Source organism: Nocardioides sp. FY1077 (genome assembly GCF_058681775.1).
In genome coordinates this window covers 734,299-758,547 of record NZ_JBZWDB010000003.1, presented here as the reverse complement: position 1 = coordinate 758,547, position 24,249 = coordinate 734,299, and the positions used below count along the sequence as shown (strand labels likewise).

The window sequence follows — 24,249 nt, the reverse complement described above, 5'->3', positions numbered from 1 at the left end:
CCGACCTCCCGGTCCCGCGGGCCCCGGGTGCCGTTCCGGGGCGCCCGCCTAGGATCGGCGCATGAGCGACCCCGGCCCGCGCCGGCCCCGGCTGCGTCCCGGCATTCGGCTCGTCGACGCCGTGATGCGCGCCAGCCCGTCGTTCTCCGTGGCCCGGATGGACGCCGAGCGGCTGGCGCGGGTGCAGGCGCTGCGCATCCCCGACCGCGGCCCGGCCGGGCTCGTGCTGGGCCGGCGGCAGCGCGGCGTGCGCGTCACGACCACGACCTACGACGCCCCGCACGGCGCGGTGCCGCTGCGCCTCTACACCCCCGCGGCCCCGTCGCCCACCGGACGGCGACCACTGGTGCTGGTGTTCCACGGGGGAGGGTTCGTGCTGGGCAGCGCTCGCCAGGGCGACTGGGCCTCCAGCGTCGTGTGCCGCGACCTCGACGCCGTGGTCGTCTCCGTCGACTACCGGCTGGCCCCGACCCACCGGTTCCCGGCCGCGCTCGACGACTGCCTCGGCGCCCTCGACTGGGCCGTGGCCCACGCCGCCGACCTCGGGGCCGACCCCGACCGGGTCGGCGTGATGGGCGACTCCGCCGGGGGCAACCTGGCCGCGGTGGTGTCGATCGCCGCGCGCGAGCGCGGCGGCCCGACGGTGCGCCACCAGGCGCTGCTCTACCCCGCCACCGACCTCACCGAGGCCCTGCGCGACCACCCGTCCTACCAGCGCAACGGCCACGGCGTGGTGGTGAGCCCGGAGGACCTCGAGGTGTTCCTCGGCCACTACCTGCCCGCCCCCGGTGACCCCGGGGCGCCCGACCCCGCCGACTGGCGGCTCTCCCCGCTGCGCGCCGCCGACCTGTCGGGGCTCCCGCCCGCGGTGGTGGTGGTGGCCGGCCTCGACCCGCTGCACGACTCCGGCGTGCGCTACGCCGAGGCCCTCGAGGCCGCCGGCACGCCCGCACAGGTCGTCGACTTCCCCGACATGCCCCACGGGTTCCTGGCCTTCCCCTACCTCAGCCGCGCCGCCCGCCCGGCGATGGCCGCCGTGGTCGCGGCGCAGCGCGAGGCGCTCGTCGGCTGACTGCTTTCGGTGGAATATACCCCCTGGGGGTATGTGTTGACCTGGTCGACCGCACCGCGACGAGAGGCCGACCGATGCCCGAGGCACCCCGCCACCCCGTGACCCACCACGCCCACGACCACGGCGCTCAGCACGGCCAGCACGGCCAGGCCGATCACGCCGGTCACGCCACCAGGTCGATGGCGCTCAGCGCCACGCTGCACTGCCTCACCGGCTGCGCCATCGGCGAGATCACCGGTCTCCTGGTCGGCACCGCACTCGGGCTGGCCGCCGGCTGGACCATCGCGCTGGCGGTGGCCCTGGCGTTCCTCTTCGGCTACGCCCTGTCCACCCTCCCGCTGCTGCGGGCCGGCCTCGGCGTCGGGACCGCGCTGCGCGTCGTCCTCGCCGCCGACACGCTGTCGATCGCGACCATGGAGGTCGTCGACAACGCCGTGATGGCGCTCGTGCCGGGGGCGATGGACGCCGGGCTCGTCAACAGCACGTTCTGGCTGGCGATGACGCTGGCGCTGGGCGTCGCGTTCCTCGCGGCCTACCCCGTCAACCGACGCCTGCTGGCGCGCGGGCGGGGCCACGCGCTGACCCACGGCTACCACGGGGCGACCCCGACCGGCGCTCGCCGGTTCGTGCCGTCGCTGCCGACCCCGGTGCTCGTCGCCGCGGTCGTGGCGTTCCTGCTCGGTGGCCTGGTGGTCTCGGTGGCCGCCGAGACCGGCAGCGCGGGGGCCCACGCCTCCGGCGTCCCCGGTGCGGCCGTGGCCCCGGCGGGCGACCGGGCGGACGTGCCCGTCCCTAGGCTGGGGGCGTGAGCCGACGCGACGAGCTGGTGGAGCAGGTCACCGACCACGTGCTCGTGCACGGCCTCACCGGGCTGACCCTGCGGCCCGTCGCCGCGGCGATCGGCACCAGCGACCGGATGCTGATCTACCACTTCGGCAGCCGGGACGGCCTGGTCTCGGCCGTGATCGCCTGCCTCACCGAGCGCGCCATCGCGGCCGTGGAGGCGCTGCCGCCGGCGCGCACGGTGCGCTCGGGCGTCAACGCGCTGTGGGAGGCCTACCAGGCCGAGCCGCTCCACGGCTGTCTCACCGCCTACTGCCAGGCCGCCGCGACCGGCCTGATCGGCGAGGAGCCCTACCTCAGCGAGGCCCGCGCCACCAACGAGCGCTGGTCGGCGGCGCTGCGGACGTACGTCGTGCGCTGCGGCGCCCCGCCGCGCCGGGTGCGCCGCGTGGTCACCCTCGTGGAGGCCTCGCTGTCGGGCTTCCACCTCGACCTCGCCACCGACCGGCCCGAGTGGCTGGCCGCCGGCGTCGACGACCTCGCCCGCGCCGCCCAGCAGCTCGCCGGGCCGCGCGAGCGCCGCACGCCCTGAGGGCGGGCCGAGGTCAGGCGCAGGTCGGGCTCAGGCGCGGCCGGTGGCGCCGAAGCGGGCCAGCACGACCTGCTCCACGACCTGGGCCAGGGTGTAGAGCAGCAGCGAGACCAGGGTGACCACCACGACCAGCGACCAGACCAGCGTGTTCTGCGCGCGGCCCAGCGCCGAGACCACGGCGTAGCCGACGCCCTCACCGCTGCCGCCCAGCCACTCCGCCACCAGGGCGCCGGTGATCGCACCCGGCACCGAGATCCGCACCGCCGCGAAGAAGGCGGGCATCGCCGAGGGCAGGTCGACCTTGCGCAGCGCGGTGACCCGCGAGCCGCCGTACACGCTCACCACGTCGCGCACCTGCGAGGACGTGGAGCGCAGGCCGAACACGATGGTGACCAGGGCCGGGAACAGCACCACGATGCCGGCGATGACCGCCGTCGTGGCCACACCGGTGCCGAGCACGAGCCGGATCACCGGCGCCATCGCGATCAGCGGTACCGAGCGCAGCAGCATGGCCACCGGCATGATCGTGCTCTCCGCAGGCTTCGACACCACGATGGCGCTGGCCAGCACGAGGGCGGCGCTCATGCCTGCGACGAAGCCGATCGCGGCGTCGACCAGGGTCGTGCCGACCAGGCCACGCACCTCGGCGCGGTGGGCCGCGGCGTCGGTCTCGGTGACCAGGTACTCCCAGACCGCGGCGGGGTCCTTGCCGACGTACTCGTTGACGTCGAGCAGCGACAGGAACGCCACCCACACCAGCAGCACCAGCCCGAGCGTGATCGCGGCGTTCAGCAGCGAGCGGCCGACGCCGAGCGCGACGTACCTCATGACGGGCTCCTCACGACGGGGCCCCGGTCGACCAGGGCGTGACGAACCGGGCGAGCAGGCTGAAGAACAGGTAGCCGAGGCCGGCGACCACCCCGGAGACCAGCATCAGCCCCCAGGCCCGCTCGTCGTCGAGGTTCTGCGCGGCGTTGATCAGCGCCGGGGCGATGCCGCGGTCGACACCGCCGATGTACTCCCCGAGCACGGCGCCGAGGAAGGCGGCCGGGGCCGCGACCTGCAGCGCGGACAGGACGGCGGGCAGCGCCGAGACCAGCTGCACCCGCCGCAGCTGCTGCAGCCGGCCGCCGCCGTAGACCGCGACCACGTCGAGGCTGGCCGGGTCGGCGGAGCGGAACCCGAGCACTGCGCCGACCAGGGTGGTGAAGAAGCAGGAGACCGCGGCGAGCACGACCGCGGTGGGTGACGGCTCGCCGGGCGCCTCGGCGCCGCCGAGGACGACGTAGAGGATGGGGGTGATCGCCACCAGCGGGATGCAGTAGCTGATCACCGCCACCTGCGTGACGACCCGCTCCAGCCGGGGCGCCAGCAGCACCACCGAGGCCATCAGCAGCGCCAGGGCGTTGCCGTAGACGAAGCCGCGCACGGCCTCCTCGAGCGTGGAGGTGACGTTGGCGCGGTAGAACCCGAGACCGTCGTCGACCAGGCCGGTGGCGACGCCCCACGGGCTCGGCACCAGCTTGTCGGCGAAGACGGTGGCCTGCAGCACCCACCACAGCGCGACCAGGCCCACCAGCCCGAGGGTGCCGGCGAGGACCGAGCGCAGCCGCTCGCCGGGCGTCGTCGCGGCCACCTCAGCGGTCCCCGGGGGCGCCGAACAGCAGCTCGGAGGCCCGGTCGTGCAGGGCGTGGAACTCCGGGGTGCGCATCATCTCCGGGAGCCGCGGGCGGGGCAGGTCGATGTCGATCACCTCGACGACGCGACCCGGGCGGGGGCTCATCACCGCCACCTGGTCGGAGAGGAAGACCGCCTCGGAGATGCCGTGGGTGACCATCAGCGTGGTGGCGGGCTTCTCGGTCCAGATCCGCAGCAGCTCGACGTTGAGCCGCTGGCGCGTCATGTCGTCGAGCGCGCCGAACGGCTCGTCGAGCAGCAGCACCGACGGCTTGACCACCAGCGACCGGGCGATCGACACGCGCTGGCGCATCCCGCCCGAGAGCTGCGCGGGCTTGGCCTTCTCGAAGCCGGTGAGGCCGACCAGGTCGACCAGCTCGGCCACCAGCGCGTCGTCGACCCGCTGGCCCGACACCTCGAACGGCAGCCGGATGTTACCGACCACCGAGCGCCACGGCAGGAGCGCGGAGTCCTGGAAGGCGATGCCGAGCTCGTGGTCGCGGCGCAGCTCCAGCGGGGTGCGCCCCTCCACGAGCGCGGTGCCGCTGGTGGGGGTCTCCAGGCCGGCCAGGATGCGCAGCACCGTCGACTTGCCGCACCCCGACGGGCCGAGCAGCGACAGGAAGCTCCCCTTGGTGGTCATCAGCGTGGTGTCGTCGAGGGCGGTGACCCGCGAGCGCCCCAGGCCGAAGCTCTTGGTGAGGTGCTCGATGCGGACGCCGGAGCCGGTGCCGCCCGTGCCGCCGCCGGCCGGGGTGCCGGTGGTGGACGGGGTGGCCGCGGTCGCTGGCGGGCCCGTGGGGGCCGCGGTGTCGGGGGAGCTCACTCGGTGAGCTCCGGCTCCTCGGCGAGCAGCTCCTCGAGCAGTGACAGGTCGAACAGGTCCTCGGCGGCGACGTCGATGCCGGCGGCCTCGAGGGTCTCCAGGTTCTGCGACACCATGTCGTCGCTGATGGTGAACAGGCCGTCGGCGTCGGTGTCGTCGGTGTTGATCAGGGTCTCGCACTGGATGGTGTTCTGCTCGACCTCCTTGGCCATGTCGAGGTCGAGGTCGGTGCCGTACTCCTCCACCGCCAGGCGGGCGCCCTCCTCCAGGTCGGCGCAGGCGTCGGTCCAGCCCTGGATCTCGGCCTTGAGGAACGCCTTGACCACCTCGGGGCGCTCGGCGATGGTCTGGTCGGTGGCGATGACGCTCTCGGCGACGAAGGGCAGGCCGTTGTCGGCGAAGAGCAGGTTGGTCACCTCGTTGCCCTCCGACTCCACGATGATCGACTCGTTGGTGACGTAGGCCAGGAAGCCGTCGACCTCGCCGTTGACCAGCGGCGCCGGGTCGTACTCGACCGGCACCTTCTCCACCTCGCCCGGGTCGATGCCGTTGGCGGCGAGCAGGGCGTCGAAGAGCGTCTCGTTACCGCCGGCCTGCACCCCGATGCGCTTGCCGATCAGGTCCTCCGGGGTCTTGATGTCGCCGCCGTCGGCCAACGACAGGATCGTGAACGGGTTCTTCTGGTACGTCGTGCCGACGATCTTCAGCGGTGCCTCCTCCTCCGCGACGACCTGGGCGGTGGTGACGGCGTTGGAGAGCCCGAAGTCGGCCTCGCCGGAGAGCACCAGCGACTCGGTGGCGCCGGGGCCGGCGTTGAGGGTGACCTCGCCGAACCCGGCGTCGGCGTAGTAGCCCTTCGAGTCGGCCATGAACTCCCCGGCGAACTCGGCGTTCTTGATCCACGACAGCTGCACGGTCAGGTCGGCGCCACCGGCATCGGCGCTGGCGCCGCCGCTGTCGCCCTCGCCCCCGGAGGCCGTCTCCTCCCCGTCGTCGGAGCCGCAGGCGGCCAGCGACAGCACGCCGGCGGCGAGCAGCGCCGCGAGGCGGGTGCTGCGTCGGCGTCCGGCGGCGGTGGGGGAGCCGAACGGGGTGCGGTGGGTCGTGGGCTTCATGGGTGGCTCCTAGGTGAGGCGCGGCGGGTCGTGGGCCCGCGCGGGTCCGGGTGTCCGAGACAGCACGGACGCTAGGAGCGCCGCGTTGCGGCTCGTCGTGGGCTGCGTTTCACCGGCGTTACGTTCGTTTCAGCCCAGGGGCCGCCTCAGTAGCGGGTGCGGTCCACCTTGTCGAGCCACGCGTCGAACGGTGCGGACGCGCCGGTGACCGCCGCCCCCTCGACCGGGGTGGGCCAGGTGGCGCGGTCGCGGGCGAAGAGCTCGTAGAACTCCCGGTCGTCGAAGCCGCCGCGGGCGGCGTCGTGGCGGTCGGCGGCGTAGACCACCCGGTCGACGCGCGACCACAGCGCGGTCGCCACGCACAGCGGGCACGGCTCGCAGGAGGAGTAGAGGGTGCAGCCGGCGAGCGCGAAGTCGCCCAGCTCGCGGCAGGCGGCTCGCACGGCGACGACCTCGGCGTGGGCCGTGGGGTCGAGGTCGCGGGTCACCCGGTTCTGCCCGCGTGAGACGAGCGCGCCGTCGCGCACCACCACCGCACCGAACGGCCCGCCGCCGTCGGCGACGTTGGCCACCGCGAGGTCCACCGCGGCGGCGAGCCACGCGGCGTCGGCCACCCGGGCGGCCGGGTCCAGGGGCGGGTCGCGGGGCGCGTCAAGGGGCGTGGCGCGGGCGTCGTGGGTCATCGGGTCTCCTCGGGGGACGGGGCGGGGTCGGCGAGCAGGCGCCACACGCGGTCGCGGCTCATCGGCAGCTCGCGCGGACGGCGTCCGGTGGCGTCGCGCACGGCGTTGGCCACCGCGGGGGCGACCGGGTTGTAGGGGGCCTCGCTCATCGACTTCGCGCCGTGCGGGCCCAGCACGTCGTGGGTGTCGGCGAGCAGCACCCGCGTCGGTGGCACGTCGGCCGGCTGCGGCACGCGGTAGTCGCGCAGCGAGCGGGTGGTCACCACGCCGTCGACGACCACCACCTCCTCGTGCAGCGCGGTGCCGAGGGCCTGGGCCACGCCGCCCTCCACCTGCCCGCGCAGCTGCTCGGGGTTGAGGACCACCCCGGCGTCGGCGGCGTGCACCGAGGCCAGCACCCGCACCTCGCCGGTGGCCGGGAGCACCGCCACCCGCACGCCGTGCACGTTGAACGCGACCGAGCGAGGGGTGCCGTGGTGCTCCCCGCGTCCGACGACCGGGACGGCCACGGGGCCGACGAGCGGCCCGCCGGCGGGGTCGGCGGGGTCGCGGGGGAGCCGCCGGGCGAGGTCGCGGGCGGCCTCGAGCACGGCACCACCGGCCACCACGGAGCCGGTGGAGCCGTAGGCGCCGGTGTCGTGGGCGGCGGCGTCGGTGTCGGAGGAGTTCAGCCGCACCCGCGAGGGGTCGACGCCCAGCTCCGCGGCCACCAGCTGCACGTGCACGGTGGCCGAGCCGTTGCCGAACTCCGCGGAGCCCACCCCCACCTCGAGGTCCCCGTCGGTGCGCAGCGTGACGGTGGCGCTGGCGTGGTGACCACGGGGCGGGATGGTGGCGATCATCGCGGCGGCCAGGCCGTCGCCGACCAGCCACTGCGGTCCGGGCGCGGGGGTGTCGTCGTCGACCAGCGCCTTCTCGACCAGGTCGAGGCACTGGTCGAGGCCGTTGCTGCCGTGCAGCAGGTCGGTGTCGGCGGGGCCGTTGACCACGAACGGGTCGCCGGGCAGCACGGCGTTGCGGCGGCGCACCTCGGCCGCGCTGATGCCCACCTCGCGGGCGAGCTCGTCGAGGGCCTGCTCGATGCCGAACATCACCTGCCCCAGCCCGTAGCCGCGGAACGCCCCCGAGGGCACCTGGTGGGTGTAGACGGCCTCGGCGTCCACCCGCTTGTTGGCGCAGCGGTACAGCGCCACCGACTCGTGGCAGCCGTGGAACAGCACCCCGGCGGCGTGGTTGCCGTAGGCGCCGGTGTCGCTGAGCACGTCGACGGCCATGGCGGTCAGCACGCCGCGGGCGTCGGCCCCGAGCTCGACCGAGACCCGCATCGGGTGGCGCCCGGGCACCAGGGTGAACTGCTGCTCGCGGGTGAGCTCCAGCTGCACGGGGGCCGGCGTGCCCTGCTCGGCCAGGCGGAGCACGGCGAGCGCCAGGACGTCCTCGACCAGCATCTCCTGCTTGCCGCCGAAGCCGCCGCCGACGCGGGCCGCCACGACCCGGACCCGGTCGGGGTCGAGGGCCAGCACGTGCGCCAGCTCGTCGCGCACCAGGAACGGCACCTGCGTCGAGGCGCGCACGACCAGCCGCCCGCCCTGGTCGAGCGGGCCGTCGAGCCAGGCCCGGGCGCCGTGGGTCTCCAGCGCGACGTGGTTGACGCGGGCGGTGCGCCAGGTGCCGGAGACCCGGTGGGCGGCGCCCGCCAGGCCGGCGGCCACGTCGCCCACCTCCCCGTGGCTCTGGGCGGCGACGTTGCGGGCGGGCTCGGAGATGCGCGAGCGCGCCGCCGACTTCTCGCCGTGCACCAGGGGCGCGCCCGGGCGCCGGGCCTCCTCGGGGTCGAGCACGGCGGGCAGCACGTCGTACTCGACCTCCACCAGCGCGCAGGCCGCCTCGGCCACCGCCACCGAGTCGGCCACGACCGCGGCGACGCGCTGCCCGTGGAAGCGCACGACGTCGTCGAGCAGCCGGGTGTCGTCGGGGTCGTCGAGGCGGCTGTGGTGGCGGGCGCTGGAGTAGAGGACGTCCGGGGCGTCGTGGTGGGTCAGCACCAGCCGCACGCCGGGCAGGGCCCGCGCCGCCGCGGTGTCGACGCGGGTGATCCGGGCGTGTGCGTGGGGGCTTGTCACCAGCCGCATGTGCAGCGTGTCGGCGTCGGGGAGATCGAGGGTGAAGCCGACCCGGCCGGTGACCACGTCACGACCGGCCGGTGCGCCCACCGAGCAGCCGATGCCGCAGGCACCGGCGCAGCCGTCGCCCGAGGCCGTCGTGCCCGGTGCGGGGTCCTGCGTCGTCGCCGCACCCGCGGGCGCGGGGGGCACGACGTTGGCCCGACCGGCCAGGGCGTCGCGGATGGAGCGGTAGCCGGTGCACCGGCACAGGTTGCCCTTGAACGCCCGGTCGACGTCGACGGGCCGCTCGGGGGTGTCGACGCGACCGTCGGGGCCGGCCAGCGCGGTGGCGGTCACCACCCAGCCGGCGGTGCAGAAGCCGCACTGGAACCCCTGGGCCTCCAGGAACCGCTGCTGCACCGCGGAGGGGCGTTCGGGGGTGCCGAGGCCGGCGAGGGTGGTGACCTCCCGCCCGGCGACGCGGGCGGCCGGGGTGAGGCAGGAGTGCCGCGCGGCCCCGTCGACCAGCACGGTGCAGGCGCCGCAGTCGCCCGTGTCGCAGCCCTTCTTCACGTCGAGGTGACCGGTCTCGCGCAGCCAGGTGCGCAGGCACTGGCCGGCCGCGGGCTCGGCCTCGACGGGGTGGCCGTTGACCCTGGTCGGGCCGCTCACGGCAGGCCCGCCAGCTCGTCGAGCACCTCGCGCGCCAGGCTGCGGGTGACCGCGGCCCGCCAGTCGGGGGCGCCGTGCGGGTCGTCGTACCACGCCACGTCGCCGGCGAGCAGGACGTCGGCGGCGCGAGCGAGGGCACCGACGTCGGCGGCGCGCAGCACGAGCGGGCGCGGGGTCGACGCGGTCACCGCGAGCAGCGCCGACCCGTCGGGGTCGCGCCGGCCCGTGACGACCGCCGCGGAGCGGCCCATCGGCGTCAGCGAGGCGCGGCGGGCCGCCGTGGTGGCGCCCAGCGCGCGGGCGGGCAGATCGATCGCGCGGAGCACCTCGCCGGGCAGCAGGTCGGTGGTGCCCACCCCCTGCACGAAGGTCTCGACCGGCACGCGGCGCTCGCCGCCCCCGGGCGTCCAGACGACCGCGGCGCCGTCGAGGGTCGCCGCGAGGGAGATCATGGCGCCCGCCGGCAGCGCCAGGCACATGTTGCCGCCGACCGTGGCGACCTCCTGCACCTTGAACGACATCAGCAGGGCGTCGGCGCACCACCGCGCCAGCGTCGCACCGTCGGTCGTCGGGCCCGTGGTCACCGGCACCCGGGCGGCGGCCACCGCCACCGGGCAGGTCGCAGCGAGGCGCAGGCTCCCGTCGGGCAGCGGTTGGACGTCGGGCCAGCCCAGGGTGGTCAGGTCGACCAGCCCGCCCAGGTGGGGCTGGGGCGCGGAGAAGAGCCAGGTGCCGCCGGCGACCACGGCCTCCCCGTGGCGCAGGCGCAGGTCGTCACGGGTGCGCGCGGCGCGGAACGTCTCGACGGTGGTGAGGTCCATGTCAGCGCTCCACCTCGCCGAGGCGCTCGTAGCGCCGGGTGATGCCGGAGACCCGCTCGCCCGCCTCGGCGCCGAGGGCGTCGAGCACGCCGTCGGCGACGACCGCGACCAGGCTCATCGCCGCGGCGTAGGAGTCGAAGGCCAGCACGCCCGCGACGGGGCACTCCAGCCACACGTCGACGCGGCGGGCGTGCTCGACGCAGGTCGGGTCGCCGACGAGCACGACGCGGGCGCCGGTGGCGGCCGCCTCGGTGAGGAACGCGCCGAACCCGGCCGGGCGGCGGCGGAAGCCGAGCACCACGACGACGTCGCCGGCGGCGAGGTCGGCGAGCTCCTCCCCGACCACCTGCCCGGGCAGCGGCGCGAGTCGCACGTCGCCGCGCACGTGCGCGAGCTGCTGGCGCAGGTGCAGGGCCACCGGGTGGCTGTTGCGCCAGCCGACGACCGTCACGCGGCGGGCCCTGGCGAGCAGCGTCACCACCTCCGGCACGCGGGGGTGGGCGACGACCCGGCGCACGGCGTCGGCGTCGGCCTCGGCGTGGCCGGGCAGGTCGGCGCCGCCGCGCTCGCGCCGCGGCTCGCCGGCCACGCGGGCGGAGCGCAGCTGCTCGCGCACCTCGTCGAAGTCCGTGTAGCCCAGGCTGCGGAACAGCCGGCTCATCGTGGCCTTGGAGACCCCGGCCAGCGCGGCCAGCTCGGCGGCGCGGTAGGTCGCGAGGTCGTCGAGGTGCTCCAGGAGCGTGGCGGCGGCGCGGCGCTCCTGGGGGGAGAGGTCGACCTGGTGGGCGGCGATCCGGTCCTCGATGCGCAGCGAAGTCATCGGCGGGCCTCCACAGCGGGCTGGGCAGCGGGCTCCACGGCGGGCCGGACGGTGCGGGCGATCGCGAGCACGGCCGCCTCGAGCGCGTCGATGCCGGCGGCGACGTCGTCCTCGCGCACGTCCTCGGCGGGGTGGTGGCTGATGCCGTCGTGGCAGCGCAGGAACAGCATGCCGACGTCGGTGACCCCGGCCACCGCCATCGCGTCGTGGCCCGCGCGGCTCCAGACCCCCAGCGGCCGGTCGCCGGCGTACGGCGTGGCCGAGTCGACGATGCCGGTCACCACGGCCTCCTGCAGCCACGGGGCGCACGGCGTGGCCGCGGCGCGGTGGGTCTCGGTGACCTCCAGGAGCAAGCCGCGCGCCGCGCAGATCCGGCTCACCTCGGCGTGCAGGACGTCCCACATCGCGTCGCGCTGCGCGTCGGTGGCGGCGCGCAGGTCGAGGGTCAGGTCGACCCGCCCCGGCACGACGTTGACGGCGCCGGGTGAGACCTCCAGGCGACCGACGGTGGCAATGCAGCCGTGGTCGTCGCCGGTGGCCCGGGCCAGGCGCTCGATGGCGGTGACGGCCTCGCTGGCCCCGACCAGGGCGTCGCGGCGACGGGCGTACGGCGTGCCGCCCGCGTGGCGGGCCTCGCCGACGACGGTGAGCGCGAACCGGCGCGCCCCGGCGATCGTCGTGACGTAGCCCAGCGCCTCCCCGCGCGCCTCGAGGAGCGGACCCTGCTCGATGTGGGCCTCCAGGTAGCCGACGAGGTCCTCGGGGCGCCGCGCGGCCTCGTGCACCCGGGCGGGGTCGAGGCCGAACGCGTGGAACGCCTCGCACAGGCTCACGCCGTCGCGGTCGCGCAGGCCCCACCAGGCGTCGTCCCAGGCGCCGGCCAGCGCGCTGGAGCCGAGCAGGGCGGTGCCGAAGCGGGCGCCCTCCTCGTCGCCGAATCCGACGACCTCGAGCGCGAACGGGAGCGGGGCGAGAGCGCCGGCGGCGACCCGGCCCGCGAGCCGCTCGGCGACCGCGACGGCCATCACCACGCCGAGCATCCCGTCGTAGGAGCCCGCGTCGGGCACGGTGTCGAGGTGGGAGCCGAGCAGCAGGGCGGGCAGGCCGGGCGAGGCCCCCTCGCGGCGTCCGCACACGTTGCCGGCGGCGTCGGTGCGGGGGCGCAGGCCGGCGCGCCGCATCCAGCCGGCCACCAGCGCGTTGGCGGCGGCGTGCTGCGGGGTGAGGTGGGTGCGCTCGAGGCCGGTGGGGCTCGCGGTGCAGGTCGCGAGCTCGGCGCAGCGGGCCAGGGCCTCCGCGGCCGAGCCCGGGGCGGCGGGCGTCGGCGGCGGTACGACGGGCGGCGTGGGGCTCATGCCGCCACCACGGCGTCGGCGTAGACCTCGCGGGCGGCGCCCACCCCGCCGCCCGCCGTCACCGCGGCACCGCCGGCACGCAGCACCTGCTCCAGGCAGGCCAGCGTGGTGAGCACGGCGTCGGTGCGGGCGTTGTGGCCCATGGTGCCGATGCGCCAGACCAGGCCGTGCAGGGGGCCGAACGACGTGCCGATCTCGATGCCGAAGTCGGTGAGCATGGCGGCGCGCGCGCCGTCGGCGTCGATGCCGTCGGGCACGTGCACGGCCACGACGTTGCTCATCTTGTGGGCGACGTCGCCGAAGACGCGCAGGCCCAGGCCGCGCACCCCGGCGAGCATCGCGCCGCCGTGCAGGCGGTGGCGGGCGACGGCGGCGGGCAGGCCCTCCTCCACCAGCAGCCGGGCGCACTCGCGGGCGCCGTAGAGCATGGTGGTGGCCTCGGTGTGGTGGTTGAGCCGGCGCGGGCCCCAGTAGTCCATGATCTGGGCGAGGTCGAGGTAGTTCGACGCGATGCGGGAGCGGGGGCCGTCGCGCTCGTCGGGGTCGCGCAGGCCCGCCTCGACGTGGCGGCGGGCGTCGATCACCTCGACGGCGCGCGGTCCGATCGTCACCGGGGCGCTGCCCGACGGGCCCCCGAGGCACTTCTGCAGGCCGGCGGTGGCCAGGTCGACGCCCCACCCGTCGGTCTCGAACGGGTTGCCGCCCAGGCTCGCGGTGGCGTCGACGTAGAGCAGCGCACCGTAGCGGCGACACACCTCGCCGAGGTCCTCGATCGGCTGCAGCATGGTGGTGGAGGTGTCGCCCTGCACCACCGCGACCACGGCCGGGCGCACCCGTGCCACCGCCTCCTCCACCTGCTCGGCGCGCAGCACCTCGCCCCACGGCACCTCGACGGTGTGCACCTCGGCGCGGCACCGCGCGGCCACCTCGGTCAGCAGGTGGCCGAAGCGGCCGAAGACCGGCACCAGCACGCGGTCACCCGGCTCGAGCAGGCTCACCAGTGCGGCCTCGATGCCGGCACGCGAGGTGCCGTCGACCAGCAGCGTGTGCTCGTTGGCGGTGGCGAAGACCGTGCGGTAGAGCGCGGAGGTCTCGCTCATGCAGTCGGTCATCGCCGGGTCGTACTGACCCACGAGCTGCGCCGACATCGCCCGGAGCACGCGGGGGTCGGCGGTGATCGGCCCCGGACCCATGAGCAGGCGCGGCGGCGGGTCGATCGGGGCGTACGTCATGTGCTGCACGCTAAGAAACGACCGTTTCGCCGGTGTTTCCGGCGAGGACGACCTGGGTTGCGGCGTCGGCCACGAGGAGGCGTCACGGACGCCGCAGCTGCCGGCCCCAGGAGGGGTCGGGCGCGGCCCGGTCGACCAGGCGGCCCCGCACGACGGTGTGGGTGACGCTGCCGGCCAGCCGCAGGCCGTCGTAGGCGGAGACGGGGTTGCGGTGGGCCAGGGTGCGGGCGTCGACGACCAGGTCGCGGGCGGTGTCGTAGACCGCGAGGTCGGCGTCGGCGCCCGGCGCGAGGCGGCCCTTCGCGGGCATCCCCACCAGGTCGGCGGTGCTGCGCGACATCCAGCGCGACACCGCCGCCAGCGGCACGCCCCGGCGGCGGGCCTCGTCGGCCACCGCGGCGAAGCCCACCTGCAGCCCGGAGATGCCGCCCCACGCCTGCTGCAGGTCGCCCCCGCCGCGCTGCTTCTCCTCCGCGGTGGCCGGGGAGTGGTCGCTCACGACGCAGTCGACCACCCCGGAGACCAGCGCGTCCCACAGCGCGTCGCGGTTGCCCTCGTCGCGGATGGGCGGGCAGCACTTGTACTGCGGTGCGGCGTCGGGGATGCCCTCGGCGGCGAGGCACAGGTAGTGCGGGCAGGTCTCCACGGTGACCGGCAGCCCCTCGGCGCGCGCGTCGGCCAGCAGGTCGAGGGCCCGCGCGCTGGACAGGTGGAGCACGTGCACCCGGCAGCCGGTCTCCCGCGCGCCACGCACGACCTGCGCCACCGCGGCGACCTCGGCGGAGTCGGGCCGGCTGAGCAGGAAGTCGGCGTACGCCCGGCTGGGTCGCTGCGGTGCGGCGTCGAGGACGGCGGCGTCCTCGGCGTGCACCACGACGAGTCCGCCCGGGCCGCCCAGACCTCCCGGGCCGCCCAGGCCGGCGACCCGGGTCAGCGCGGCGAGGAACCCCGCGGGGTCGAGCGGCGGGAACTCCTCGACGCCGGAGGGGGACAGGAAGCACTTGAACCCGAGCACCCCGGCCTCCCACAGCGGGGCGAGGTCGTCGAGGTTGCCCGGCACGGCACCGCCCCAGAAGCCGACGTCGACCGCGAGCTGGCCGCGCGCCGCCTGTTGCTTGGCGTGCAGGCCGGCCAGCGTCGTCGTCGGGGGCAGCGAGTTCAGCGGCATGTCCACCAGCGTGGTCACCCCGCCCAGCGCCGCGGCGCGGGTGGCGGTGGTGAAGCCCTCCCACTCCGTGCGGCCCGGCTCGTTGACGTGCACGTGGGTGTCCACGACGCCCGGCACGACGTACGCCGTGTCCGGCACCCGCAGCACCTCGCCGCCGACCGCCAGGTCGGGCGGGCCCACCGCGACCACCACGCCGTCGCGGAGCACGACGGTGGCGGGGACGAGCTCGTCGCCCACCAGCACGTGCCGTCCGCTGACGGCCGCCAGCGGCGTGGCCACCCCTGTCATCGGCGGGGCGTCACACGAAGCCGGGCACGCCGGCCCAGGCGGCCGGTGCCTGCGGGGCGCCCTCGCGGTGCACCGCCGCCTCGATGAGGCCGTAGGGCCGGTCGGCGGCGACGAAGACCTCGCCGGGGTTGTCCAGGCCGAACGGCGCGAGGTCGACGAGGAAGTGGTGCTTGTTGGGGCACGACAGCCGCATCTCGCCCACGACGTCGTGGGTCTCGAGCGCCGCGCGTGCCACGGCGAACACCGTCTGCTGCAGGGCCAGGGAGTGAGTGGTGGCGAAGGTCTCGAGCAGCGTCGAGCGCACGCTCGCCCACGCCGAGTCGAAGTCGGCCGCCGACCAGCCGGCGGTGGTGGCGTAGCGCCACCACGCGGTGACGCTGGTGGCCAGCACGCGGTCGTCGGTCTCGGCCAGCGTCGTGTAGCGGTCGCGTGGGAACCCGTGGAACTCCGAGCCCGTCGACTTCAGCACGGTGAGGTCGCGCAGGCCCGACACGACGTGCACCTCGTCGCCCGCGAGCTGCACCACGCAGGTGCGGGTCTCGCCGCCGGCGCGAGCGAAGGCGTGGTCGTGGCCGCGGCCGTCGGCGACGATGCGCTCCCAGGTGTGCTGCTCGGCGGCGAAGCGGCCGCCCTCGACCCACGCGAAGTCGTCGACGAAGTGGCGGCCCAGCCGGGTCAGGAACGTCTCGGGGGCGCCGATGCCGTGCTCGCGGGCGTAGGCGTAGACGGTGTTCTTCTGGGTGTCGGTGGCCACCACGCGGCTGTTGTCGCCGTCGGTGTGGCAGGCGGTGAAGTCGCCGCGCAGCTGGGTGGTGACGGTGAGGTCCTCGATCTCGTGGCGCGCGGTGTCACGGGTGACCCGCACGAGGCGGCACTCCGCCTTCCCGTACTGGTTGGCGCCCAGCACGACGTCGCCCTCGGCCACGGTCAGCTCCCTCGGTAGGTGGTGTAGGCGAACGGGCTCAGCAGCAGCGCCACGTGGTGGTGCGGTGCCGCCGCGTCGACGGTGACCGACACCTCGACGGCCGGGAAGAACGTCTCGCGTCCGGCAGCGGCGAACCACGGCCCGGTGGCGAAGGACAGCGCGTGGGTGCCGCGGGCGACCGGCGTGGCGAGCCGGAGCCGGCCGTCGTGGTCGGTGACGCCCTGCTCGACCACGCCGCCGTCGGGACCGGTCAGCGTCACGGGCACGCCGGCGGCCGGGAGGCCGAGCGCCGCGTCGAGCACGTGGGTGGACAGGGTGGTCACGTCAGGCAGCTCCTCAGGCGCAGCAGGGTGATCTCGCGCAGCTGCTCGAGCGCCACCGCGGTCTCGGTGGCGGGGTCGTGGTCGAGGCGGCGCTGCAGCAGCGCGAGCAGCTCCTCGCCGGAGCGGCCCGCTGCGCGCACCAGGTAGATGCGTCCGAAGCGCGCCTCGTAGGCGGCGTTGGCGACACGCAGTCGCTCGGCGGTGCCGGATCCGGTGCCGACGCCGGCCTGCTCAGCCCGGCTGTGGGCCGCGGCCGCGCCGTCGCCGGCAGGGCGCTCGCCGATGCGCGGGTGGCCGCGCAGCGCCGCGTCGAGCTCCGCCTCGCCCCAGGAGTCGGCCAGCGCGCCCCCGGCCGCGACGACCGCCGCGACGTCGTCGTACGGCCGACCGGCGACCAGCGCCTCGGCCCAGCCGTCGAGGGCGACGCACGGACGCAGGGCCGCGGTCGCCGCCTCGGCGGGGGCGTCGTGGAACTCGCTCAGCAGCACACGGGCGACGCTAGGAGACCCATGTTTCGGGGGCCGGGACGTTCGTTTCAGGTCGGTTACGTTCGGGGGAGCACAGGCGCGGCTCAGCCGGCGAGGGCGACCGCGAGCGACAGCAGGTCGCGGTCTCGGCCGGGCCCGGCGACGAGGCAGACGCCGCACGGCAGGCCCTCGGCGGTGGTGAGCGGCAGCGAGACCGCGGGCAGTCCGCCCAGCCCGGCGACGCAGGTGAGGGTGAGGGTGGCCTCCCGCACGGGTCCCGGGTCGGTCTGGGGGAGCGGGGCCACCGAGGAGGCGGACGGCATCACCAGGACCCGGTCGCCCACGAGCTCGCGCACCCGGGCGCGGGCGGCGGTGACCACCGTCCGCGCGGCCTCCGCCTCGTCACGGGTCACGGCGGAGGCGGCCTCGAAGCGGGCGCGGACGTCGGGGCCGAGGGTGTCCAGGCGCCCGGCGAGCCACGAGCCGCGCACCTGCCACGCCTCCCACGCCTGCCACGTGGAGAACGCGCGGCGCCAGGTCGGCAGGTCGCCCAGCGGCCAGCTCTCCCGCACGACCAGTCCCTGCCCACCCACCCACCGCTCGACGGCGGCCGCGACGTCGGGCTCGGCGAGCCGCAGCAGCTCGGGCACCACGACGAGGTCGCCCGACCCGCCGGGGGAGTCGGGCAGCAGCACCTCGCCGACGAGGGCGAGCAGGTCGGGAGTGCGGGTGAGCCAGCCCACGGCGTCGAAGCTGGGGGCCAGCGCGAGCACGCCGTGGGTGGACACCGCAGCGTGCGTCGTCCGGATGCCGTAGAGCCCCTGGTAGGCCGCCGGCACCCGCACCGAGCCGCCGGTGTCGGTGCCGAGGCCGATGGTGGCGTGCCCGAGCGACACCGCGCTCGCCGAGCCCGACGACGACCCGCCCGGCAGGCGGTACGGCGCGCGCGGGTTGGGCGGGGCACCGAAGTGGTGGTTGGTGCCGGCCAGGGAGTAGGCGAACTCGTCGGTGCGGGTGATCCCGCGCACCGCGGCGCCGGCCTCGACGAGCGCCCCCACGACACGGGCGTCGCCGCGCTCCACGGGCGCTGCGGCCTCCCACGCGGGGTTGCCCGCGCCGATCGGGTGCCCGGCGACGGCGTACAGGTCCTTCACCGCGAGGGTCTCGCCGCTGAGCGGACCGGCGGGGCCGCCGGGCACCAGCGGGTCGCCGACGACCCGCCAGGTGCGGGTGTCGAGGGCGGGCGGCGGTGCCGAGACGTGGGCGGCGGTGACCACCCAGCCGTCGGGGGTGCGCGCCCACAGCTGGGTCTGCTGGCCGCGCCCGCCGTGGTCGGCCTCGGTGACGGCGACGACCAGGGCGTGGTCGGGGTCGGTCACCTGCACGTGGGTCTGCACCAGGCGCCGTGGGGCCGCGCCGCCGCGGGTGGCACTGAAGGCGCTGATCCGGTCGTGGCCGACGAGCAGGCCGTCGGCGTCGCCGCGCAGGGTGGTGGCGCCGGGGGCGAAGAGGCGGTCGAGGGCGGCCACGTCGTCGGCCATCAGCGCCTGCTCGTAGCTGCGGAAGGCCTGCACGAGCCCGTCCGGCACGGGCAGGGCGGGGCCGACGGGGCCGGGGTGGGCGTCGTTCACGCGCCGATCATCTCCCGAGGTCGCGGTCGAGGTGCGCGAAGTCGGCCTTGCGGATGCGGGCGTGCACGCCCTTCACCACGTCGACGACCTGCGAGATGTCGAAGTCGGTGGCCGCGGAGAGGTAGGCGTAGGCCATCCGCGGGTCCATGCCCCACCGCGCACCGAGCAGCGCGATCGCCGCGCGCACGCAGTTCTGCACGGCGACGTCGAGGTCGGGGTCCATGCCGGTCGGCACGAGGTGGTCGGTGGTCTCGGCGAGCGGGCCCACCAGGTCGCCGAAGCGGGCCACGGCCTCCTCGCGGGCGACGACGTCGAGGCGCACCGTGGCGCGCAGGGAGGCTTCCAGCGCGGTGAGGCCCACCTCCCCGTCGCCCTGCGCGAAGTGGGGGTCGCCGACGTAGGCGAGCGCGCCGTCGACCTGCACGGGCAGGTAGAGCGTCGAGCCCACGGTGAGCAGCGCGATGTCGACGTTGCCGCCGTGGGGGCCCGGCGGGACCGAGTGGGGCCGCTCGTCGCCGTCGACGGCCACCCCGACGATGCCGAGGAAGGGCGCCAGCGGCAGTCGTGCCACCTCCGCACCGCCCGGCGCCAGCGGGAGCGCCGCGTGGGTGCCGGCGTCCTCGACCCGGGCGAACACGCTGAACGGGCCGGCGTCGAGCGGGTACTCCCCGGCCAGCGCGCCGCGGCCGTGGCGGTTCGAGATCACGCCGTACGGCACCCGCGGCAGCATCTCCACCATCGTCACCGCGAGCAGGTCGCCCCGGCGCGCCCCGGCCACCTCGACCGGCCGGTTGACCACGTGGGGGCCGTCGGTGCCGAAGGTGCGCTGGTACGACGACGCCGCCAGCGCCCGCGCGTCGTCGAGCACCTCCACGTCGTGCGGGGCGAAGAACGCGTCCGGGTCGCGGCCCTGGTCCTCGAGGATCCCCTCGTGGCTGATCGTGTCGACGGTGACCTCGGTGCCCGGCTCCACCCGCAGCGCCGGCCGGTCGCTCCCGCACGGCAGCCGGCCCCAGAGCACCTCGTCGACCCCGGTGGGCACGGGCACCCCGCGCACGGGTCCGACGCCGGGCTGCAGCACGGCGTGGGTCTCGACGCTGGTGGGTGAGGCGGAGGTCGGCGGCATGCGCGGAGCGTAGGGAACGCGTGTTTCGGGCGTGTTGACCGACGACGGCCCCGCCTCCCGGGGGAGACGGGGCCGTGGTGCCGTGCCGGGGTCGGCTACTTCAGGACGTCGGAGCCGTGCTCGTCGTCGTCGATCCAGTCCTGCCCGTCGTCCCACAGCTCCTCGCCGTCGGCGGACTTCTTCGCGTCCTTGCGTCCGCGCCCGGCGCCACCGGCCACGGCGCCGGTGCGGGCCCCGGACCCGCGGGCCCCTGCGCCGGAGCCGGTGCCCTTGCCGCCGCGGGACGCGCCGGAGCCGCGTCCGCCGGCCGCACCGCCGCCCGCCGAGCGCACCGGGGAGCCTGCGGTGCCCGCGGCGCCGCCGCGGGTGAGCGCGCCGGCGGCACCGGCGCGCCCGGAGGCGCCGATGGAGGCCGCCGAGCTGGTGGCGTTGCCCGCGAGGGAGCCGGTGAGGCCGCTGAGGGCCCCGCTGCGGATGCCGCCGACGATCGCTCCGCCGCCGATCGCGGCAGCCGCGGCACCGCCGATCACGCCACCGGGCACGCCGCCCGGCACCGCGCCGGTCACGCCGCCGGAGCCGCCGGGGCCGCCCACGGCGGCGGCGTCACCGGTGTCGCCCCAGCCGGGGGCGCCGGGGTCGACCGGTGCTGCGGGGTCGGGGAACCCGGGCACGACCGGGGTGACGGGGGTGCTCGGGTCGACGGGGGTCGGCGGGAGCGTGGTGGGCGGCTGGCCGATCGGCGTCGTCGGGGTGGGCGTCGTGGTGGTGGGAGGCGTCGTCGTGGTGGTGGGCGGGTGGTCGACGGGGTCGACGCGGGTGCCGCGGTCGGGCCCGTCCGGGGTCCCGCTCGCCGGGGACGTCGGGCCGGAGCCCGGGTAGCCGCCACCGGACCCACCACCGGACCCACCACCGTCGCCGCCACCGCCGCCGGTGCCGGGGAGCGGCTCGGGGTCGGGCATCTTGTGGATGTCCTTGAACACCTGGATGGGGGGCTCGTAGTCGGACTCCATGGCGTCGGCGACCTCGCGGGCCCGCTTCTCCCGCGCCTGCTCGCGCATCGCCGCCTGGTTGTTCGTCTCGCCGGCGTCCGCCTTCACCTTGTCGTTCTGGGCCTGCGTCTTCTCCGGGTCGGGCGTGAACGTGGCGGTCGGGAGCGACGGCAGCTCGGTGTCGATGCGGTCCCGGTCGCTCTTGGCCTTGGTCGCGGCCTCCTCGGCCATCTGCAGGGCGAGCTTGCCGCGCAGGGCCTCGCCGCCACGGGTGCCCATGCGCTCGGCCGACGTGCTGAGCGCCGTGAACATCGCCTGGCCGGTCCTCCCGTTCAGCTTGGCGCCGTTGCTGGCGGCTTCACTGAGGTGCACCGACACCTGCGAGAGCGCCGTGGAGACCTTCTCCCAGGCGCTCTGGCCGTTCTTGATGGCGTCGATGCTCGCTCCGTCGACGGCGTGGTCGAGACGGTTGCGCTCCGGTCCCTTCATCGGTCCTCCATGTTGCGGTTGATCTCGGTGACCGCCGCCATGCTGCTCTGGATGAGGGCGAGGTCCTCGGCGGAGTGCTGGTCGGCGACGTTCGCGCCCTCACGGAAGGCCTTCACGGCGTCGATGTACAAGGTCATCGCCTGCCGCAGCTCCACCATGCTCTCGCGCAGGTAGTCCCGCGCCTTGTCCGCGTGGGTGCTCAGCTCGCCGCCCTTGGGCAGCGAGCCGAACGACGCACCGGCGGTCCAGTCGAGGTCGGTGCTGCTGAGGCTCGACTCCCCGGTCGTGAGCTCGTCGAGGATCCCCTCGAGCACGCCGTAGTCGATGACCAGTTCCTGCAGGGAGTCGAGAAGACCACCGAGGGGGAGGCTGTCGCCCATGGAGATCCGTCCTTCCGGACCACGCCGTGTGCGCGGGCCAGGTCGTCGTACGTCGAGGTGCGGCGCCCGAGGTGCCGGGCGTGCGGGCCCCTCCTTCCCCGGCTGGCGGAGTTCCTAACGTGGGCAGGGAGGAATTCACCTCCACCCCGCGACCCGCCACCTGCTGACCCCCTCGGTGCTCCTGCTCCGGCTCGTGCCGGGCGGCTGCGGTCCGGCGGAGCCCGACCCGGCAGACCCCGCCAGCGATCGCCGTCGAGGCCACCGGCTGAGCCGACCTCGACGGGCCGGGCATGGCACGCTGTGGCCATGACGACCGCGCCTCGGACCCGGCACGTCCTGCTGTCAGCCCTCTGCACGGTGCTGGCGGTGAGCCTGACCGCCTGCGGCTCCGGCGAGCCGACACCGCCTCCCGCGGAGGACTCGTCGCCCGCGTCGCCCGCCACCGGCGACCCGTCGCCGACGGAGCCCACCGGCGGCGCCTCGGCGTCGACGGGCGAGCCGTCCGGGACGGGAGCGCCGAGCACCGGGGCCACGGACGGGGTCGAGCCGGCGACCGGCCCGACGGCGCAGGTCACGGGGTTGCGCATCGCCACGCCCGAGGGCGCGAAGGTCGACGCGGCGGGTGACAGCCTGGCCTTCGTCGAGCTGCCCCAGGACGGCCAGGGCGGCATCACGATCGGGCAGGTGCCGTCGTACGGCAGCACCCTGCGCGAGCAGGCGCAGATCCAGGTCGACTCCTCGCCCTACCCGACGCCGCCCACGATCGAGCCCCCGGTCGAGCTCGTGGGTCAGCGCTGGTGGCACATCGCCGGCCCGGCCGGCCTGGGCGCCCGCCACGACACCTTCGGCACGACCACCGGCGACACGCAGGTCTACATCGCCTTCGAGTTCGACGAGGGCACCACGGCGGCGTTCGCGGAGGACCGCATCGCCTCGGTGATGGCGAGCGCCGAGCTCACCGGCTGACCTGCTCCGACCGGTCGCTCACCCGAGGGTCAGGACGACGGCGAGCAGCAGCGAGACCGCGACGACGCCTGCGGCCAGCACCCAGCCCAGGGTGAACGCCGGCAGCGGCTCCCCACGGCGCATCGCGCGCTCCACCCGGGCCCAGCGCCGCAGCGCCAGGGCGGTGGTCAGCCCGCCGAGGAGCACCAGCGCCAGCACCAGCACGACGCGCACCGAGCGCTGCTCCGGCACCCCGAGCGACGACAGCGCCACCCCGCCGGCCAGCAGCGCCAGCGACGTGCGCACCCACGCCAGGAACGTGCGCTCGTTGGCCAGCACGTAGCGCGGGTCGGGCTCCTCGCCGGTGCCGTACACCCAGGTCGGTCGCCGGGCCGTCGACGACGGGGCGGCCGACGACGGGGCGGCCGACGACGGGGCGGGCGGGGGAGGGGCGTCGTCGGGCACGTGCTCATCGTGCCAGCCCGGCCCGGTAGCGTCCGGCCCGTGACCGCCGCGACCTCCGAGTTCGACCTGCAGACCGCCGTGACCCCCCGGGGCGAGGGTCGCTACGCCCTCGACCTGGCCGGCGGGTGGCGGGTCGGCGGCGGGCTCAACGGCGGCTACCAGCTGGCGTGCGTCGGCACCGCCGTGCGCGCCGAGATGGCCGCGCGCGGCAAGCCCGACCCGCTGGTCATCAGCGCCTACTACCTCTCCGCCGCGGTGGCCGGCCCGGCCGAGGCGAGCGTGCGGGTGCTGCGCGACGGCGGACGGGTGGCCACCGTCGCCGCCGACCTGGCCCAGGACGGCGTCACCCGGCTCACCACGCTGGCGACGTACGGCGACCTCGACCGCCACGTCGACGACGTGCGCACCACCGCCGTCGAGCCCGAGCTGCCGCCGCTCGAGGAGTGCCGGCGCAACACCGACGCGCCGCCCGAGGTGCGGGCGATGGCGCCGCTGATGGAGCGCTTCGACATGCGGTTCGCGCCGCAGAGCGCCGGCTGGGTGGTCGGTCAGCCGAGCGGGCGCGGCGAGATCGCCGCGTGGTTCCGGCTGCCCGACGACCGCGAGCCCGACCCGCTGTCGCTGCTGCTCGTCGTCGACGCGCTGCCGCCGGTCACCTTCGACCTCGGGCTGATGGGCTGGGCGCCCACCCTCGAGCTCACCGCCCACGTGCGGGCCAAGCCCGCGCCGGGCTGGCTCAAGGTGCGCCACGCCACCCGCAACCTCGCCGGCGGCATGTTCGAGGAGGACTGCGAGGTCTGGGACTCCGCCGGGCGGCTGGTCGCCCAGGCCCGCCAGCTCGCCATGGTGCCCCGCCCCGCCTGACCCCGCCGCGGCGGTCGCGAGACGCTCACGGCGCTCGCTACTCGACCGGCAGGTGGGGACCGGTGCCGGATCGTCGGTGGTCGAGTGCCGAGGAGCGCCAGCGACGAGGTGTATCGAGACCGCTGCCGCGACGGGTCTCGCTGCCCGACCGGCGGGTGGGGACCCGTGCTGGGCCTTCGGTGGTCGAGTGCCGAGGAGCGCCAGCGACGAGGTGTATCGAGACCTCCGCCGCGACGGGTCTCGATACGCTCGCTGGCGCTCGCTACTCGACCAACGAAGCTGCGGAGCGCTCGCTGCTCGACCAACGAAGCTGGGGCGTGCTCGCTACTCGAGCGACGAAGCTGGGGCGTGCTCGCTACTCGATCAGCCAGGCAGGGACCCGTGCTGGGTCTTCGGTGGTCGAGTGCCGAGGAGCGCCAGCGACGAGGTGTATCG

The 24,249-nt window shown here is 75.9% G+C and carries 24 protein-coding genes; 5 read left to right on the top strand and 19 right to left on the bottom strand.

Going from position 1 to position 24,249, the window contains the following annotated elements:
* The first annotated feature begins 61 nt into the window (after nucleotides 1-61).
* The 3 genes from AC4OR8_RS13135 to AC4OR8_RS13125 all read left to right on the top strand — a co-directional run bounded on the left by AC4OR8_RS13135 (nucleotide 62) and on the right by AC4OR8_RS13125 (nucleotide 2,447).
* Nucleotides 62-1,072, top strand: coding sequence for an alpha/beta hydrolase (locus AC4OR8_RS13135; RefSeq protein ID WP_492166004.1), 1,011 nt, complete (start codon nucleotides 62-64; stop codon nucleotides 1,070-1,072).
* Between the two features lie 74 nt (nucleotides 1,073-1,146).
* Complete coding sequence (locus AC4OR8_RS13130; protein WP_492166003.1) at nucleotides 1,147-1,881, top strand: DUF4396 domain-containing protein; 735 nt, start codon at nucleotides 1,147-1,149, stop codon at nucleotides 1,879-1,881.
* Nucleotides 1,878-2,447, top strand: a complete 570-nt coding sequence (locus AC4OR8_RS13125; RefSeq protein WP_492166002.1) for a TetR/AcrR family transcriptional regulator — start codon at nucleotides 1,878-1,880, stop codon at nucleotides 2,445-2,447. Before AC4OR8_RS13130 ends, AC4OR8_RS13125 begins: the two co-directional genes overlap by 4 nt.
* A 30-nt stretch (nucleotides 2,448-2,477) precedes the next feature.
* Here AC4OR8_RS13125 and AC4OR8_RS13120 read toward each other — a convergent pair whose 3' ends face one another.
* The 18 genes from AC4OR8_RS13120 to AC4OR8_RS13035 form a co-directional block, all read right to left on the bottom strand.
* Entirely contained in the window at nucleotides 2,478-3,275 is a 798-nt protein-coding gene (locus tag AC4OR8_RS13120; protein ID WP_492166001.1) for an ABC transporter permease, read from the bottom strand.
* 10 nt (nucleotides 3,276-3,285) lie between these two features.
* Nucleotides 3,286-4,083, bottom strand: coding sequence for an ABC transporter permease (locus AC4OR8_RS13115; protein WP_492166000.1), 798 nt, complete (start codon nucleotides 4,081-4,083; stop codon nucleotides 3,286-3,288).
* A 1-nt stretch (nucleotide 4,084) separates the two neighbouring features.
* Nucleotides 4,085-4,951 carry an ABC transporter ATP-binding protein gene (locus AC4OR8_RS13110; RefSeq protein ID WP_492165999.1) on the bottom strand — a complete coding sequence of 289 codons (867 nt, stop codon included), beginning with the start codon at nucleotides 4,949-4,951 and terminating at the stop codon, nucleotides 4,085-4,087.
* On the bottom strand, nucleotides 4,948-6,066 hold the full coding sequence (locus tag AC4OR8_RS13105) for an ABC transporter substrate-binding protein (RefSeq protein ID WP_492165998.1): 1,119 nt from the start codon (nucleotides 6,064-6,066) through the stop codon (nucleotides 4,948-4,950). Before AC4OR8_RS13105 ends, AC4OR8_RS13110 begins: the two co-directional genes overlap by 4 nt.
* A gap of 146 nt (nucleotides 6,067-6,212) precedes the next feature.
* A complete protein-coding gene (locus tag AC4OR8_RS13100; protein WP_492165997.1) occupies nucleotides 6,213-6,749 on the bottom strand; it encodes a nucleoside deaminase in 537 nt (178 codons plus the stop codon).
* Nucleotides 6,746-9,526, bottom strand: a complete 2,781-nt coding sequence (locus AC4OR8_RS13095) for a molybdopterin-dependent oxidoreductase (protein WP_492165996.1) — start codon at nucleotides 9,524-9,526, stop codon at nucleotides 6,746-6,748. Before AC4OR8_RS13095 ends, AC4OR8_RS13100 begins: the two co-directional genes overlap by 4 nt.
* On the bottom strand, nucleotides 9,523-10,347 hold the full coding sequence (locus tag AC4OR8_RS13090; protein WP_492165995.1) for an FAD binding domain-containing protein: 825 nt from the start codon (nucleotides 10,345-10,347) through the stop codon (nucleotides 9,523-9,525). The genes AC4OR8_RS13095 and AC4OR8_RS13090 overlap by 4 nt, the downstream gene beginning before the upstream one ends.
* Nucleotide 10,348: 1 nt before the next feature.
* On the bottom strand, nucleotides 10,349-11,167 hold the full coding sequence (locus AC4OR8_RS13085; RefSeq protein WP_492165994.1) for a MurR/RpiR family transcriptional regulator: 819 nt from the start codon (nucleotides 11,165-11,167) through the stop codon (nucleotides 10,349-10,351).
* On the bottom strand, nucleotides 11,164-12,522 hold the full coding sequence (locus AC4OR8_RS13080; protein ID WP_492165993.1) for an allantoate amidohydrolase: 1,359 nt from the start codon (nucleotides 12,520-12,522) through the stop codon (nucleotides 11,164-11,166). The genes AC4OR8_RS13085 and AC4OR8_RS13080 overlap by 4 nt, the downstream gene beginning before the upstream one ends.
* On the bottom strand, nucleotides 12,519-13,754 hold the full coding sequence (locus tag AC4OR8_RS13075) for a pyridoxal-phosphate-dependent aminotransferase family protein (protein WP_492165992.1): 1,236 nt from the start codon (nucleotides 13,752-13,754) through the stop codon (nucleotides 12,519-12,521). The genes AC4OR8_RS13080 and AC4OR8_RS13075 overlap by 4 nt, the downstream gene beginning before the upstream one ends.
* A gap of 82 nt (nucleotides 13,755-13,836) precedes the next feature.
* The gene (gene allB / locus AC4OR8_RS13070) at nucleotides 13,837-15,210 is read right to left on the bottom strand and encodes an allantoinase AllB (RefSeq protein ID WP_492165991.1); all 1,374 of its coding nucleotides are present in this window, start codon (nucleotides 15,208-15,210) and stop codon (nucleotides 13,837-13,839) included.
* A gap of 10 nt (nucleotides 15,211-15,220) precedes the next feature.
* Nucleotides 15,221-16,135, bottom strand: a complete 915-nt coding sequence (gene pucL / locus AC4OR8_RS13065; protein WP_492165990.1) for a factor-independent urate hydroxylase — start codon at nucleotides 16,133-16,135, stop codon at nucleotides 15,221-15,223.
* Between the two features lie 2 nt (nucleotides 16,136-16,137).
* Nucleotides 16,138-16,458: a hydroxyisourate hydrolase gene (uraH, locus tag AC4OR8_RS13060; RefSeq protein ID WP_492165989.1), complete on the bottom strand. Its 321-nt coding sequence runs from the start codon at nucleotides 16,456-16,458 to the stop codon at nucleotides 16,138-16,140.
* Nucleotides 16,455-16,946 carry a 2-oxo-4-hydroxy-4-carboxy-5-ureidoimidazoline decarboxylase gene (gene uraD, locus AC4OR8_RS13055; protein ID WP_492165988.1) on the bottom strand — a complete coding sequence of 164 codons (492 nt, stop codon included), beginning with the start codon at nucleotides 16,944-16,946 and terminating at the stop codon, nucleotides 16,455-16,457. Before uraD ends, uraH begins: the two co-directional genes overlap by 4 nt.
* 83 nt (nucleotides 16,947-17,029) lie before the next feature.
* A complete protein-coding gene (locus AC4OR8_RS13050) occupies nucleotides 17,030-18,556 on the bottom strand; it encodes an AtzH-like domain-containing protein (protein ID WP_492165987.1) in 1,527 nt (508 codons plus the stop codon).
* A 7-nt stretch (nucleotides 18,557-18,563) separates the two neighbouring features.
* Nucleotides 18,564-19,682 (bottom strand): acetamidase/formamidase family protein, encoded by a 1,119-nt coding sequence (locus AC4OR8_RS13045; RefSeq protein ID WP_492165986.1) that lies wholly within the window; start codon nucleotides 19,680-19,682, stop codon nucleotides 18,564-18,566.
* Nucleotides 19,683-19,777: 95 nt separating this feature from the next.
* A complete protein-coding gene (locus AC4OR8_RS13040; protein WP_492165985.1) occupies nucleotides 19,778-21,160 on the bottom strand; it encodes a hypothetical protein in 1,383 nt (460 codons plus the stop codon).
* Nucleotides 21,157-21,540, bottom strand: a complete 384-nt coding sequence (locus AC4OR8_RS13035) for a hypothetical protein (RefSeq protein WP_492165984.1) — start codon at nucleotides 21,538-21,540, stop codon at nucleotides 21,157-21,159. Before AC4OR8_RS13035 ends, AC4OR8_RS13040 begins: the two co-directional genes overlap by 4 nt.
* A 306-nt stretch (nucleotides 21,541-21,846) precedes the next feature.
* Between AC4OR8_RS13035 and AC4OR8_RS13030 the strand changes: the two genes are divergently transcribed.
* On the top strand, nucleotides 21,847-22,506 hold the full coding sequence (locus AC4OR8_RS13030) for a hypothetical protein (protein ID WP_492165983.1): 660 nt from the start codon (nucleotides 21,847-21,849) through the stop codon (nucleotides 22,504-22,506).
* Nucleotides 22,507-22,524: 18 nt separating this feature from the next.
* On the opposite strand, the gene AC4OR8_RS13025 is transcribed toward AC4OR8_RS13030, so the two are convergent.
* On the bottom strand, nucleotides 22,525-22,950 hold the full coding sequence (locus AC4OR8_RS13025; protein ID WP_492165982.1) for a YidH family protein: 426 nt from the start codon (nucleotides 22,948-22,950) through the stop codon (nucleotides 22,525-22,527).
* A 39-nt stretch (nucleotides 22,951-22,989) separates the two neighbouring features.
* Here AC4OR8_RS13025 and AC4OR8_RS13020 point away from each other — a divergent pair, with 39 nt between their 5' ends.
* Nucleotides 22,990-23,814, top strand: coding sequence for a thioesterase family protein (locus AC4OR8_RS13020; protein WP_492165981.1), 825 nt, complete (start codon nucleotides 22,990-22,992; stop codon nucleotides 23,812-23,814).
* The last annotated feature ends 435 nt before the right edge of the window (nucleotides 23,815-24,249 follow it).

Bases quoted from the DNA above. Each gene is read 5' to 3' on its own strand.
- allB (WP_492165991.1), bottom strand. From the start codon at position 15,210: ATGACAGGGGTGGCCACGCCGCTGGCGGCCGTCAGCGGACGGCACGTG.
- AC4OR8_RS13130 (WP_492166003.1), top strand. From the start codon at position 1,147: ATGCCCGAGGCACCCCGCCACCCCGTGACCCACCACGCCCACGACCAC.
- AC4OR8_RS13035 (WP_492165984.1), bottom strand. From the start codon at position 21,540: ATGGGCGACAGCCTCCCCCTCGGTGGTCTTCTCGACTCCCTGCAGGAA.
- AC4OR8_RS13100 (WP_492165997.1), bottom strand. From the start codon at position 6,749: ATGACCCACGACGCCCGCGCCACGCCCCTTGACGCGCCCCGCGACCCG.
- AC4OR8_RS13105 (WP_492165998.1), bottom strand. From the start codon at position 6,066: ATGAAGCCCACGACCCACCGCACCCCGTTCGGCTCCCCCACCGCCGCC.
- AC4OR8_RS13085 (WP_492165994.1), bottom strand. From the start codon at position 11,167: ATGACTTCGCTGCGCATCGAGGACCGGATCGCCGCCCACCAGGTCGAC.
- AC4OR8_RS13075 (WP_492165992.1), bottom strand. From the start codon at position 13,754: ATGACGTACGCCCCGATCGACCCGCCGCCGCGCCTGCTCATGGGTCCG.
- AC4OR8_RS13120 (WP_492166001.1), bottom strand. From the start codon at position 3,275: ATGAGGTACGTCGCGCTCGGCGTCGGCCGCTCGCTGCTGAACGCCGCG.
- AC4OR8_RS13045 (WP_492165986.1), bottom strand. From the start codon at position 19,682: ATGCCGCCGACCTCCGCCTCACCCACCAGCGTCGAGACCCACGCCGTG.
- AC4OR8_RS13090 (WP_492165995.1), bottom strand. From the start codon at position 10,347: ATGGACCTCACCACCGTCGAGACGTTCCGCGCCGCGCGCACCCGTGAC.
- AC4OR8_RS13080 (WP_492165993.1), bottom strand. From the start codon at position 12,522: ATGAGCCCCACGCCGCCCGTCGTACCGCCGCCGACGCCCGCCGCCCCG.
- AC4OR8_RS13030 (WP_492165983.1), top strand. From the start codon at position 21,847: ATGACGACCGCGCCTCGGACCCGGCACGTCCTGCTGTCAGCCCTCTGC.
- AC4OR8_RS13040 (WP_492165985.1), bottom strand. From the start codon at position 21,160: ATGAAGGGACCGGAGCGCAACCGTCTCGACCACGCCGTCGACGGAGCG.
- AC4OR8_RS13135 (WP_492166004.1), top strand. From the start codon at position 62: ATGAGCGACCCCGGCCCGCGCCGGCCCCGGCTGCGTCCCGGCATTCGG.